At 57.1% G+C, this 12698-nt stretch carries 12 protein-coding genes; 4 read left to right on the top strand and 8 right to left on the bottom strand.

The genetic code is table 11. The features are described from left to right. Positions 1–105: 105 nt before the first annotated feature. Genes ACR0FE_RS18560 through ACR0FE_RS18545 form a run of 4 tightly spaced genes read right to left on the bottom strand, consistent with a single transcriptional unit; the run spans position 106 to position 4983 of the window. Entirely contained in the window at positions 106–603 is a 498-nt protein-coding gene (locus ACR0FE_RS18560) for a sarcosine oxidase subunit gamma (protein ID WP_480914525.1), read from the bottom strand. 1 nt (position 604) lies between these two features. Beyond that, on the bottom strand, positions 605–3475 hold the full coding sequence (locus ACR0FE_RS18555; protein WP_480914523.1) for a 2Fe-2S iron-sulfur cluster-binding protein: 2871 nt from the start codon (positions 3473–3475) through the stop codon (positions 605–607). Next, a complete protein-coding gene (locus tag ACR0FE_RS18550; protein ID WP_170613912.1) occupies positions 3462–3719 on the bottom strand; it encodes a sarcosine oxidase subunit delta in 258 nt (85 codons plus the stop codon). The genes ACR0FE_RS18555 and ACR0FE_RS18550 overlap by 14 nt, the downstream gene beginning before the upstream one ends. 13 nt (positions 3720–3732) lie before the next feature. Next, positions 3733–4983 carry an FAD-dependent oxidoreductase gene (locus ACR0FE_RS18545; RefSeq protein WP_480914521.1) on the bottom strand — a complete coding sequence of 417 codons (1251 nt, stop codon included), beginning with the start codon at positions 4981–4983 and terminating at the stop codon, positions 3733–3735. A gap of 354 nt (positions 4984–5337) precedes the next feature. Between ACR0FE_RS18545 and ACR0FE_RS18540 the strand changes: the two genes are divergently transcribed. Next, the gene (locus ACR0FE_RS18540; protein ID WP_480914520.1) at positions 5338–6126 is read left to right on the top strand and encodes a phytanoyl-CoA dioxygenase family protein; all 789 of its coding nucleotides are present in this window, start codon (positions 5338–5340) and stop codon (positions 6124–6126) included. 44 nt (positions 6127–6170) lie between these two features. Here ACR0FE_RS18540 and ACR0FE_RS18535 read toward each other — a convergent pair whose 3' ends face one another. Together ACR0FE_RS18535 and ACR0FE_RS18530 are read right to left on the bottom strand one after the other, a co-directional pair. Next, the gene (locus ACR0FE_RS18535) at positions 6171–7220 is read right to left on the bottom strand and encodes an aromatic ring-hydroxylating dioxygenase subunit alpha (protein WP_480914518.1); all 1050 of its coding nucleotides are present in this window, start codon (positions 7218–7220) and stop codon (positions 6171–6173) included. 98 nt (positions 7221–7318) lie between these two features. Beyond that, entirely contained in the window at positions 7319–8248 is a 930-nt protein-coding gene (locus ACR0FE_RS18530; RefSeq protein WP_480914516.1) for a LysR substrate-binding domain-containing protein, read from the bottom strand. Between the two features lie 95 nt (positions 8249–8343). On the opposite strand from ACR0FE_RS18530, the gene ACR0FE_RS18525 reads away from it, so the two are divergent. From ACR0FE_RS18525 to ACR0FE_RS18515, 3 genes are all read left to right on the top strand, one after another. Beyond that, positions 8344–9429 (top strand): hypothetical protein, encoded by a 1086-nt coding sequence (locus ACR0FE_RS18525; RefSeq protein ID WP_480914514.1) that lies wholly within the window; start codon positions 8344–8346, stop codon positions 9427–9429. 156 nt (positions 9430–9585) lie between these two features. Beyond that, positions 9586–10542 carry a fatty acid desaturase family protein gene (locus ACR0FE_RS18520; RefSeq protein ID WP_480914512.1) on the top strand — a complete coding sequence of 319 codons (957 nt, stop codon included), beginning with the start codon at positions 9586–9588 and terminating at the stop codon, positions 10540–10542. A gap of 3 nt (positions 10543–10545) precedes the next feature. Further along, on the top strand, positions 10546–10863 hold the full coding sequence (locus tag ACR0FE_RS18515; RefSeq protein WP_480914511.1) for a non-heme iron oxygenase ferredoxin subunit: 318 nt from the start codon (positions 10546–10548) through the stop codon (positions 10861–10863). Positions 10864–10896: 33 nt separating this feature from the next. Here the strand turns inward: ACR0FE_RS18515 and ACR0FE_RS18510 are convergent, their stop codons facing one another. Beyond that, on the bottom strand, positions 10897–11778 hold the full coding sequence (locus tag ACR0FE_RS18510; RefSeq protein ID WP_170613904.1) for an amino acid ABC transporter permease: 882 nt from the start codon (positions 11776–11778) through the stop codon (positions 10897–10899). A gap of 56 nt (positions 11779–11834) precedes the next feature. Further along, positions 11835–12668 (bottom strand): transporter substrate-binding domain-containing protein, encoded by an 834-nt coding sequence (locus ACR0FE_RS18505; RefSeq protein WP_480914509.1) that lies wholly within the window; start codon positions 12666–12668, stop codon positions 11835–11837. Positions 12669–12698 lie beyond the last annotated feature (30 nt).

Here is a 12698-nt window from a genome sequence, read left to right as displayed (position 1 = left end):
ACTTCAAGTCAGGATCTTTATTCTCGTGAATTCCGGAAATTGGTCCGCTAAGTGGCCCTATCTAAGGTGCAAGAACAAAGGCCCAAGCTGTGAACCGCCGTTTCTTCAGGCGGTCGCCCAGGCCAGATAATCCTCAATCATATCGCCAAAACTCTGTTCGACTGCGAATTCGAAACCGCCATCACACCTTGTCACGAGCGCCTTCAGGCCAAACACCTCGGAATAGGTCACGTCATCCGGGCCGAATATGGTTTCGTTCAGATCCAGCGGACAGGCAATGGCCATCACGTCGGCCGCCTCGGGTCCGGCAACGCGGAAAAACGTCAGCGTGTCCGAAATTCGTACGATGTTGATATCTTCCGGGCAATCCGCCGGTTTGAGCCTTTCCTCATATTCCTGCTCACGATTTGGCCCAGTCCGAACGATCCAGTGATTTCGGCCGACATGGTACAGTTCGGCCCCCCCTTGCCCGATCCGGGTATTGGGTTGTTTTGGCAAGCTCGGCAACAGGTCCTTGACCCAGCTTTCGATTGCCTCGGGTTGCCCCTTAAGATCGAAAAGTACGCTCAGGCTCTGGCGTGCAAATTGTACGTCATAGCTCATCTCAGGACCTCAGAAGTTTGCCGTCGGGGTCGTGAAACACCGGTCTGGTAATTGTGACCGGGATGACCTTGTCCCGAAGACGGACATACGCGGTTTCACCGTGCCGGGCATGTCCGTTTTCCAGCAAAGCCAACCCGACCCAGCGGTTGTTTACCACGCTCCAGACGCAGGCCGTAACCAAGCCTTCGGTCGCCTCCTTTCGGCCGCCGGGGGTCAGTGGCGCGCCTTCCGGAACCTGCTGGTTGGTGTCTTCGGGCAGAATGCCAACCAGTTCGCGGCGAACGCGCCCGCTTTCGCGTCGCAGCAAGACCGAGCGTTTGCCAAGATAGTCCGGCTTCTTTTTGGACATGACCCAGCCCATCCCCAGATCATATGCGTCGACGGTGCCGTCGACTTCGTGACCCAGCGAAAGAAACCCCTTTTCGACCCGCAGTACATGGCTGGATTCCGAACCGACCGGCAGAATCCCAAATGGGGCACCCGCCTCCATCACTTTGTCCCACAGTTCGGCCATATGACGCGGGGCAACATTGACTTCAAAGGACAGCTCTCCGGTAAAACTGACACGAACGACACGGGCCGGAAACCCGGCAACGGTGCCATCCCGGAAAGACATGAAAGGGAACGCTTCAGATGACAGATCAATGTCCGTACCCAGTGCCTGCAGAACATCCCGGGCGCGCGGCCCGCAGATCGTGGCGTTGTTCCACTGGCTCGTGACTGTGGTGATCATCACCTGCCAGTCCGGAAACTCGGTCTGCAGAATTTTCTCCATATGCTGGTTGATCGCATCCGCATGGCCCGTCGAGGTCGAGATCAGCCAGCGATGCGCGTCCAGCCGAAATGCCACCCCGTCATCCAGGATCAACCCGTCATCCGACAGCATCAGCCCGTACCGCCCCTCGCCAGGTTTCAGGCTGGACATGGCGTTCGTGTACAGAAAATCGAGAAAGCGTGGTACGTCGCGGCCTTTCAGTTCAAACGTTCCAAGCGGCGAGCCGTCATAGACACCAACGCCTTCCCTGACTGCCCGGCATTCGCGGTTGACAGCCTCCTGCAATCCCTCACCGGGTTTTGGGAAATAGCCAGGACGCCGCCAGCGTGCGCCAGCCTCGTACATCACCGCGCCGTTGTTTTTGTTCCATTGTGTCACCGGAGTGTGACGATAGGGAAACAGAACGCTGTCCTCTCGCAGCCCACCGATCGCGCCGAAGGAGACCGGAGTGTACGGCGACCGGAACGTTGTCGTACCGACCTCCTGCAATGGTACGCCCTTTTGCATTGCCACGGTGCCGATGATGTTGATATTGCCGGTTTTCCCCTGATCGATGCCCATGCCACCAGTCGTGTAGCGCTTGACGTGCTCGACATTGTCATAGCCTTCGCGCAAGGCCAGATGCACATCGCTGACCGAGACATCATTCTGGATGTCCAGAAACGCCTTGCCGCGTTGCCCCGGCACATCGACACGCCAGAGCGGTTCGATGTCGTATGTCAGATCTTGGCCGCCGTCGATGATCCGACCCAGGTTCATTTCCCCGGCCGCGGCACCCGTGGCGCGGCAAGCCTGGGCCGCTGTTTCGGGAACAAATGCGGCCAGATTGTCATCGAACCGCAGCGAGCTGCGGGATTGCGACCACAGATGCACAGTCGGGTTCCAGCCCCCGGAATGACCCAGTACATCGCAGTCAATCCATTTATCAGCGCCGCTGTTGACGGCGACCGCGCGGACGGCGCGCAGACGTTTGTGCCCGCGTACACCCGCAGCGACGGTCCCCGGATGAACCGAGATACCCGGCACCTTGTCCAGCGCGGCCTGAGGCACCTTTTTGCGGCTATCGAGAATTGCAACAACTGCCAAACCCGCCGCCAACAGATCAGCGGCGACCGCGTAGACGCTGTTGTTGTTGGTGAACAAGGCCACGCGGTGCCCGGGAACCACGCCCCAGCGGTTCACATAGGCCTGTATCGATGAGGCCAGCATGACACCGGGACGATCATTGTCGGCAAAGACCATTGCACGCTCCGTGGCGCCGGTGGCAATGATCACTTCACCTGCGCGCACCCGCCAGCTGCGCTCCAGGATGCTGTTCTGTTCCGGCTCCCGTTCGTTCACGATCAGCAGATTGTGTTCGCGATAAGCCCAGACAGTTGCGTTTTGCAGATGGGTGACATTGTCCATCTTGCGCAATTCCCGAACTGCTTCGGCCACCCATTCCATTGCTGGTCGCCCATTGATGGTCAGCGTCCGGTTGAGCAGGCTTCCTCCTGCCTCGGGTCCCTCATCCGCGATGAACACCCGCTTTCCTGCGCGACCTGCCTCAAGTGCGGCCTGCAGGCCGGCGGGGCCTGCTCCGGCGATCAGAACATCAGCATGGGCGTGCCGCGCCTCGAACCGGCCCGCACAGGGAGGCCGAGAGGGTGCTGCGGCGAGCCCCGCAGCCTTGCGGATTGTGGGTTCAAACAAGTGCCAATCCGGCCATTTGAAGGTCTTGTAGTAAAACCCGGCCGGGATGAAGCGACCAAGCAGTTGGTTCACCCCGCCCAAATCGAAATCGGGCGAAGGCCAGCAATTGACGGAAAGGGCGCTCAGCCCATCCCGAAGGGGTACGGTTGTAGCGGGGCGGTTGCCCGATGCGTCCTCGCCATCCAGTTCTACCAGAGTCGACGGTTCCTCGGGGCCATGACCGACAATGCCGCGCGGGCGGTGGTACTTGAAACTGCGGGCTGTCACACGAACGCCATTGGCCAGCAAGGCCGAAGCCAGAGTGTCGCCCTCGTAACCTTCGTAGCGTTTGCCGTTGAATTGAAACTGCAAAGGTCGATTGCGGTCTATGCGCCCCCCGGACGCGAGGCGGTTACGCTGTGCCATGGGGCGCCTCCACAATCTCGTGTGTCCGGGTATCGCGCCAGATTGTCAGCCATTCACCGCATCCGCGCGCGTGCCACCATTTTTCCTGCACAGGTCCCAATGGGTTTGGCACAACAGTCAAGTATTCGACCCACTCCGCGTCACTGACAGCATTCGGGTCGGGCCGATCCGCCCCGACCGGACCGCCAAAGATGAATTCGCTTTCGTTTCGTTTGCCGCAATATGGGCAGGGTATCAGCATCATGGTCCTGTCCTTTTCATCGCGCCGTGGTGGTGCCGGCTTCCATCACGAATTCAAGATGACGGAACCGGTCGAGGGTGAAGGATGCCATCAGCGGGTGCGGTTCTCCTTTGGCGACCAGATGCGCCAACGTCAGACCGCCCGCCGGGATCGCCTTGTAACCGCCCCACCAACCCGCCGTGACGAACAGTCCGGGCACTTCGGTCTGGTCCATGATGGGGGATGCATCATGCGCAATGTCCAGATGCCCGCCCCATTGGCGCATCAGTTTGAGTTTTTTGAAGGACGGGAACAGGGAAAGCATCGAAGCAACCGTGTCTTCAAAGACGTTTTGCTTGATGTCCCGACGAAAACTCTGCCCCATATCCGGTGCGCCGCCGATCACCATTTCGCCTTTGTCGGACTGGCTGAAATAGAAGCCGCTGTCCGGGCAATTCACTATGACGTCGACCAGCGGTTTGACAGGTTCCGACACAAAGGCCGTCAGGTTCATCGTCCGCAACGGCAGTTTGAGCCCTGCGGTTTCCGTCAGCGTCGTTGTATGGCCCGACACGGCCACGACAACCTTTTCCGCGTGTATTGTCCCCCGATTGGTCTCGACGCCGGCAATCTTACCATCCGAGCCGCGGATCAACGACTGCACGGCGGTCTGTTGATGGATTTCCACACCCATGGCGTCAGCCGCACGTGCATACCCCCAGGCCACAGCATCATGTCGGTTCACGCCCGCATCGGTATGAACCATGCCGCAAATGACCGGCAGGCGCGCATCCGGCCCTCCGCCGGTCAGCGCCGGAATGCGACGACGCAGCTCTTCCGTCGTGATCTGTTCATAGGTCGAGCCATAGATATCCATGACCAGTTGGCGCCGCCGCAGCTCCCGCAGTTTGGGCCAGGTCTGCACAACATCAACCATGGTGCGTTTTGAATGCATCATGTTGAAGTTAAGCTCGTGCGTAAGGCCTTCGTACATCGCAACAGATTTGACATAGAAAGGGATCGACTCGTCACGCATATAGTTCGACCGGATCGTCACCGTGTTGCGCGCGATATTTCCACCGCCCAGCCAACCGCGTTCCAGAACTGCGACATTTGTGATGCCGAATTCTTTCGCCATATAATAGGCCGTAGCCAGACCGTGCCCCCCTGCCCCGATCACCACGACCTCATACCTGTCTTTCAAGGGCGGGCTGCGCCAAGCCAGAGGCCAGTTGCGGTGTCCGGACAGCGCATTCCGAGCGAGCGAGAATATGGAATACTTTTGCATGTTGGTAACAATATTTATCAATAATCAAATCACGTCAATAAACAAATTTACCGGGAAGCAACCAAAATTTCGCGCCTAGGACCTCTGAACCGAACCGTTGTTTTGGCGGACCATTCGGGTTGCTTCCGTATTTTCTGGCTATTCACACCAGTTTGGCTAGGATGTCGCCATGATACGCCGCGTTGAACAGTTTCATCGAAGCCTTGCCGGCAAGTGGTCGGCCCGGTCGAAATGGCCCTGTTTCATAATCAATTGCCGCAGTTCACCAGCATCCTGAATCCATGAGAGCCCGGGCGCGTCGCGCCCATTTTCTACCGTCCTGTAATTCGGGCGGATTTAGTGGATGGAAATGCAATGACATATACAATTGACACAAAGGCCGTTCAGGAAGCCTATGCACGCGACGGTGTCGTGTTGCTGAAGAATATCCTGTCCGAGGAGTGGTTGGCCAAACTGCGCCACGCTGTGGACACCGAAGTCCAAAAAGGCGACCGGTATTTTGCCTACAAAAACATGCGTGAAATGCCGGGCGTGTTTCAGGATTATTGCCTGACCTCGGACATAGGCCAACGTGTGGCAGAGGTGGCCGGCAGCCCCTGGACATCGTTGATATATGACCAGATTTTCGTGAAAGAGCCCGGCACACAGACCCAGACCGGGTGGCACACGGATCAACCCTATTGGCCGGTGTCCGGCCCGATCATGACGATGTGGATCGCGCTTGACCCAGTCGACCCTGACAATGGCGCACTGGAATTTGTGCGAGGGTCACATGCCTGGGGCGCCAAATACCGACCGTTCAAAACCGATCAACTGGGTGGTTTCTTGCATTATCTTGAGCAGGACAACCCGGAATACATCGACATGCCGGACTTTGAGGCCAACCGCACAGATTATGACATCTTTCACTATGACCATATGGAGCCCGGTGACGCTTTGGCCTTTGACGGGATGACCGTGCATTCGGCGATGGGCAACAGAACCACGACCCGCCGAAGACGCGGATATGCAATACGGTTTGCAGTCAAAGGGGCAACCTATGAACCGCGCGATGCGGTGACCGAATGGCTGCATGATGAAAGCCTGCAACCCGGCGCTCCGTTCGCAGGCGGACGTTTCCCGGTTATCTACGAAACTGCATAAGCTGAATGTGGCAAGGGCCGGTGTTCCGGCCCTTCACTGCGACCTCAGGCAGATTTCGCGACGTTTTCCGTTGCAGCGTTTTCCGCCTCGATCGCGCGGTCAAGCACACGGCGGAACTGTTTTGCCCCGGCATCCAGGCCAAGATCTATGTGGGGCGTTTTGGCGTATTTCATTCCCTTGTGAACTTCTTCCAGCACGTCTTTGTCCTCAAGAAACGCCATTCGAGCCCCATCATTCATGAATTTCGAAACTTCGGCATTGTCCGGATAGGAGTTGCGGTGCTGGAACCAGAAATACCGCGTCCGGTCCTCATCAATCGGGGTCATGAAGTTGTACGAGATATTAATGAATGTCTCATCAACCGGGTCCTTGTCATATCCACCTGTACCAACGGGTGTGTAGATGGATTTGTTCAGTCCGATTGCCGGCATACACATCTCGTAATGCTGTAACCGGTCACAATCGCCGTCGAAGGACACCAATTTCGCATAGTACGGAGACGGCGGCTTCTTCTCGATCCACCGAGATACGATCACGCCACGGTCCGTCTTCTCGACATTCAGGGGTTCTTCGTCGGTGCCCGCTCCTGCAAAGGACGTAACGTGCACCCAGGCCACATGGCTGGGATCCAGCAGGTTGTCGCAGACCCAAAGGTAGTGGCAGTCGATGTCCATCACGCCACCATCGGTCAGACCCCAGCTTGGATCGTCGAAGTTCTCCACCGGGAATATTGTGTCGGGATCGGCCAGCGCCGGATCGCCCATCCAGATCCAAAGCAGCCGATACCGATCAACCACCGGATAGGATTTCACAACCGCGCGCCGGGGCGTCATGCCACGTTGTGTGGGGCTGTCGATACATGTGCCGGAACAGTCGAAGGTCAAACCGTGATAACCGCACTCGACCAGATCGCCCTTAAGGTTGCCTTTCGAGAGCGGCAGCTTGCGATGGGGACACGCGTCTTCCAACGCGACCGGAGTTCCATCTTGCTGCCGGTACAGCACGATATTCTCGCCCAGAAACGTCTCGGCCCTCAGGTCGCGGCTGATATCCTTGCTCCACGCGGCGACATACCAGCAGTTCTTCAGATACATGATCCGGATCTCCGTTCGGTTTGTTGGCTTTGCGGCAGTATGGGGCAGTTTACCCGCGTTTCGCCATGCCGGATTGGTAATGCGACATATAAGGTGGACTAATTTGAAACCGGCGCAGGAGCGGGTATGTCCGGTTGCGCCCGAGCCTCTGCCTGAATCCAGTTCAGGAACTCGCTTACCTTCTGGCTGTCCTTGGTTTCGGGTCGGCGCACAAGCCAGTAAGACAGGGGCGATTGCGTCAGCTGGGGAAAAGGACGCACCAGGCGACCATCGCAGAGCGCATCAATAACCAGAGGCTCACGACCAAGCGCCACACCCAACCCTTCGATTGCGGCCTGCACAACCATATTCGACTGCCCCAACCTGCGCGTGCGTAGTGCGGCAGGCAAACTTAAATCACATCGCCGCGCCCAGAAATCCCATGTCGGACTGGCCGTGCCATGGTGCAGGTTTTCATCCACCAAAAGCGTATGAAGGGACAGATCCTCGATACTCTGAAGCGTTGGCAGAAGGCCGGGCGCACATACGGGAAACAACTGTTCCCTCATCAACAAATCGACCTGAAACCCAGGGTATTCGCCCAGTCCATATCGAATCCCGATATCTGCATCGACGCGTGAAAAAGGGTGTTGCCCGGTGTCGGTGGCAATCGAAATCGAAAGATCCGGGTGGGCCAGGTCAAAGTGAATAAGCCTTGGAAACAACCAGTTAAAGGCGAAACCCGGCAAGCACGAAATAACGATTGTCCGGTCACTACGGGTTTTGTCCCGCAATTGCGTGCAAACATCCGAAATGCGCCCTAACCCATCGGAGATTGCCAGGGCAAGTTGCTCACCCTCGCGCGTGGGGCGGGACTGGCGCGCCCCACGGACCAGCAATTCTCTGCCAAGCCATTCTTCCAGAGACCTGACGTGCTGACTTACGGCGCTTTGACTGACGCCCAGTTCTTCTGCTGCGGGCGAAAAACCCGAATGGCGCACCACGGCTTCAAATGCGCGAAGCGCCGAGTATGGTAGGTTCAGGATCATATTAGTCACCCTAATGTCAGCCATTATTTCTTTCAAATGGATTAGAACCGTGTGCGTCCATTAAATTCATTAAAGTCAGGTATTAGGGGTTATTGATGTCCAACACGACGCCCGAGCGAGGAGCGCGAAATCTGCTGGTGAACTGTGCGCGTGCATCCGCAGGCGACCGGCTGCTGATCGCGTATGAACCCCCGGAGTTTGGGTATTTTGATGCCGACTGCGTCAAGGTGGTCAGAAATGCCGCCCAGCATCTGGGGTTGGTCGTTGACGCGGTCGATGTCGGTTTCAACCCTGACAACCCGCATCTTTCGCCTGATCTTCTGGCCCGTTTTCAGGCTGCGGACATCATATTGTTTCTGGCGCGTCTAGGGGATCAGTTGCGGTTTTCGGACATGCCGCAAGGCAAGAAGATCATCGTCAGCTTTGCCGTGAATCAGGAGCTTCTGGGTTCAGGGTTTTCCAACGGACACCACGATGCCTTCATGGAACTCAAGGCCGACGTCAACGCGGTTCTGGACAGGGCGGATGACGTACGGATCACCTGCCCTCTGGGATCGGATGTGCGTGGGCGACCAATTATGGATTTGAAACCTACCGGCGATACATCCATTTTGCGGTTTCCGATGTCCGTATTCACACCAGTTCCCGCGTACAGTTTTTCCGGTCGTGTGGCCATCAGCTTCCTGACGGGCACAGGATCGAAATATTATGACGACTATACACTGGAATTTGACAGACCGGTCTTCGCCATGATGGAGAACGGTCGCCTGACGCGGTTTGACGGTGACCCCGAAAATGCCGCCAGGGCCGAGGCACACTATGATCGGGTCGCCGAACAGTTCGGCATCGACCGGAATTTTGTACATTCCTGGCACGCGGGCATTCACCCCGGCTGCGGATACCCCTGGGACATGCGGGAAAATTTCGAGCGCTGGGGAGGTGCCGCTTTCGGCAATCCTCGCATCCTGCATTTCCACACATGCGGAGCATATGCCCCGGGCGAGATCAGTTGGAACGTGATTGATCCGACAATCGTGATTGATGGGGCGACGTATTGGGATCACGGTGTTTTCCACGCGGAAAGGCTGCCCAACGGTCCGTCGATACTCGCCCGGCATTCCTGCGCCGCTGATTTGTTTGCAAATCCCGATCCGGATATCGGGCTGCGCGTGGCTGTCTGACCCATCCCGGCTTGATCGAATCACGCTCTGGTTGGATAATCCGTTGTTAATAAGGCCTGACCGAGTTGGCCTTATGGTGCGGAGCACTCCCGTCTCCGGTGCCGGATCATGTGCAGAGGGCGCGACCCCCACACCGGCAAATATTGTGGAAATCACATGCCAAAACCAATCGTCACGCCGCTGACTCAGGCCCTGGCCGAAGGAAAACTCACGCGCGAAGAGCTCAGAAGCTTCATGCAACGTTCGAACGGACCGGGATTACGCCACCTGGCGCTTTGGGTCCTGTTACTTGCCTTTACATCAACACTCATCACTCTTGCTTGGGACAGCTGGCTGATTTGGCCTGCCATGTTCCTGCAAGGCGTCGTTCTGGTGCACCATTTCTCGCTGCAGCACGAATGTGTGCACTACACGGTATTTCGAACGCGCTGGCTGAATGATCTGGTGGGACAGATCTGCGGGCTGATCATCATATTGCCGCACCGCTTTTTCAGGTACGAGCATTGCGATCATCACACGTACACTCAGCTGACCGGAGAAGACCCTGAACTGATTCCGCTGCCCAAGTCCCTGGGGCAGTATTTTCTATACCTTTCCGCTCTGCCCTACTGGCGTGGCAAGTTCACAGAGGTGTTTCGCCATGCATCCGGCCGCCTGAGCGAGGCAGAGCTTCGATTTATCCCGAAGGTCGAACACCAGGCCGTATTTAGGGACGCACGAATGATGCTTGGTATCTATGCCGCACTGGTCTTGGCCATGGCGCTGTCCGGGTGGTGGGGTTTGATCTGGTACTGGATCATTCCGTTGTTTCTGGGCGAACCGGTCATGCGGTTTGTGCGCATGACCGAACATGTCGGGCGGCCCACTGTTGCCCGAATGTCGGAAAACACCCGGACCAATCTGGTTTCCGCACCGATGGCATTTTTGTGCTGGAACATGAACTATCACGCAGAACATCACTATGTCGCCTCTGTGCCGTTTCATGCATTGCCCAGTCTGCATGAAAAGCTGAAAGACCATATTTTCGTTGAAAATGGCGGGTATCTGGCCGCCCATCGCGACATTCTGCGTCAGATCTTGCAGCGCAAACGCGAACATGCGGCAGAGGTTTGAACGATGACGGCCGAAAAAACCTGGCGCGATGTGATCGCGGTGTCCAAACTTGAGAAAAACTGGGTTACGCGGGTCGAAATCGGCCCACGCATGATTGCGGTCTACGATACGCCAACCGGCATCTACGCATCGCTGGCGTTGTGCAACCATGGCGGGGCCGATCTTTGCGACGGCTATTTTGATGGCCATGTGATCGAATGTCCGCTGCATCAGGGTGCGTTCGACGTGCGGGACGGCAAGCCTGTGTCTGCGCCGGCCATGCGTTCTATGCGGGTGTTCGAGACGCGGGTTGAAAACGGGATGGTTCAGGCCCGTTTCTGACAACCGCACTGAACGTTCAGACGGATAACCAACTTATCTTTTGTCTGATCGTTTTTCGAGGCGTGCAAAAAGACGGCTGAGGCCGAAACATACGACGAAGTAAAACGCTGCGGTCGTGATCCACGCCTCGAATATCATCCTTGATGAAGCGACGAGTTCAACGGTCTTGTAAGTAAGTTCCTGAACTGAAATCAGTGACAGGATCGAGCTGTCCTTGATCAGGGATATGAACTGGTTTGCCAGTGGCGGGACCACTTTTTTCATCGCCTGAGGCAGCACGATGTAGCGCAGCTCCTGAAAACGGCTCATCCCGATCGAACGGGCAGCTTCGCGCTGGCCTTTTGGGATGGACTGAATCCCGGCCCGGACAATTTCCCCCACGAACGCGCTTTCGAATAGGGCCAGAACGATGACGCCGGAAACCAACGATGGGAAACGCCGCATTTCGCCGAAGAAAAACGTCCAGATCTGGTTGTCTTCCTGTCGTGCGATCCCGCGGGCCCAGCGTTCCAGGTTCAACGCATCGATCAATTGCTGGGACAGGAAAAAGAAGAAGATAAAAACAACAACAACGGGCGGGACATTACGCAGGAATTCCAGATAGGTGCGCGCCAGCATCCGGATCGTCAGGTTGGCCGAACAGCGCGCGACACCCAGTATCGTGCCCAGCAGCAAAGCCAGAATGCCCGAATAAATGCTGATGCGAATGGTGGCCGCCAGGCCCTGCAACAGCAGGTTGGCAAAATACTCCTCACGACCTGTATGCCAGCCAACGATATATCCCGGGATCAGTTCCCAGCGCCACTTGTAGTTCAGCGTGCCTTCGATCGACACCCAGATATACCCGAAAAAAGCGAGCAAAATCGCCATGATCAGGTAGTCAGGCCATCTGAGTTTCTTGAGGAAGTTCTGCACCGGGGTCCGCTCCGCTTTAGTTCCGGGGGCGGTGTGCCCGCCCCCGGTCGGATTTGTTACTGTGCAACCTGATCGGCCCACTCTTCGGTGGCGAACCAGTAGTTGTGACGCTCTTCCAGCCAGCCGGACCGCCATTGCTGGGCAATCCAGTTGTTGAAGAAGTTCATGGCGTCAGGGTCGCCCTTGCGCATGCCAAATGCTTCACCACGCGGGTCGAAAAGTTCGCCCTCGAGAACAACCAATGTCTCGGGGTTGCGGCCTGCCTCACGGTTGGGGGTCGGTTGCGACGCCATCGTGGCATGGGCATTCCCGTTCAGAACCTCCTGAGTGGACGCGCCGTCTTCATCAAAAAGCAACAGGTTGGCTTCGGGAAATGCCTTGGCGATCACGGTCGCCGGGGTCGCGCCGCGACGGGCCGCGAAAGTTACCTCCGACGAATTCAGATCTTCGCGCGCCATGCCTGCCGTCAAATCCTTGTTCGCCAGGATTGCAAGGCCCGAAAATGCATATGGGTCTGTGAAATTGATTGTCAGGTTACGCTGTGCCGTCACGGACATGCCCGAGATGATCACGTCGAAATTGCCCGATACCAGCGCCGGAATGATGCCATCCCAGGCGGTGGGCACAAATTCAACCTCGACGCCCATGTCCTCGGCCAGTTTTCGGCCGACATCCAGTTCAAAGCCGATCAGATCGCCGTTCTTGTCGCGCATCGACCATGGCACAAACAGCGACAGGCCGATCCGGATCACCCCGTCCTGTTTGATGGTTTCAATAACACTTTCGCTGGACAGTTCCTGGGTCGCGCTTTGCGCCCAGCCCGACGTCGCCACACCAGTCGCCACGACCGCGCCCAGGGCTGCCCCGAGCATTCTGCGAGAAAGCTTCATCTTGGTTCTCCTTGTTGTCCGACAATTGTT

It is taken from the genome of Ruegeria sp. K7, assembly GCF_056531785.1.
Note: the sequence above shows the minus strand (reverse complement) of the source record. Positions and strands in the feature narration are given on the sequence as shown.

Excerpts from the sequence above, each read along its gene's own strand:
- ACR0FE_RS18525 (WP_480914514.1), top strand. The coding sequence starts at position 8,344 with ATGTCCAACACGACGCCCGAGCGAGGAGCGCGAAATCTGCTGGTGAAC.
- ACR0FE_RS18560 (WP_480914525.1), bottom strand. The coding sequence starts at position 603 with ATGAGCTATGACGTACAATTTGCACGCCAGAGCCTGAGCGTACTTTTC.
- ACR0FE_RS18505 (WP_480914509.1), bottom strand. The coding sequence starts at position 12,668 with ATGAAGCTTTCTCGCAGAATGCTCGGGGCAGCCCTGGGCGCGGTCGTG.
- ACR0FE_RS18535 (WP_480914518.1), bottom strand. The coding sequence starts at position 7,220 with ATGTATCTGAAGAACTGCTGGTATGTCGCCGCGTGGAGCAAGGATATC.
- ACR0FE_RS18555 (WP_480914523.1), bottom strand. The coding sequence starts at position 3,475 with ATGGCACAGCGTAACCGCCTCGCGTCCGGGGGGCGCATAGACCGCAAT.
- ACR0FE_RS18530 (WP_480914516.1), bottom strand. The coding sequence starts at position 8,248 with ATGATCCTGAACCTACCATACTCGGCGCTTCGCGCATTTGAAGCCGTG.
- ACR0FE_RS18550 (WP_170613912.1), bottom strand. The coding sequence starts at position 3,719 with ATGATGCTGATACCCTGCCCATATTGCGGCAAACGAAACGAAAGCGAA.
- ACR0FE_RS18540 (WP_480914520.1), top strand. The coding sequence starts at position 5,338 with ATGACATATACAATTGACACAAAGGCCGTTCAGGAAGCCTATGCACGC.
- ACR0FE_RS18545 (WP_480914521.1), bottom strand. The coding sequence starts at position 4,983 with ATGCAAAAGTATTCCATATTCTCGCTCGCTCGGAATGCGCTGTCCGGA.
- ACR0FE_RS18520 (WP_480914512.1), top strand. The coding sequence starts at position 9,586 with ATGCCAAAACCAATCGTCACGCCGCTGACTCAGGCCCTGGCCGAAGGA.
- ACR0FE_RS18515 (WP_480914511.1), top strand. The coding sequence starts at position 10,546 with ATGACGGCCGAAAAAACCTGGCGCGATGTGATCGCGGTGTCCAAACTT.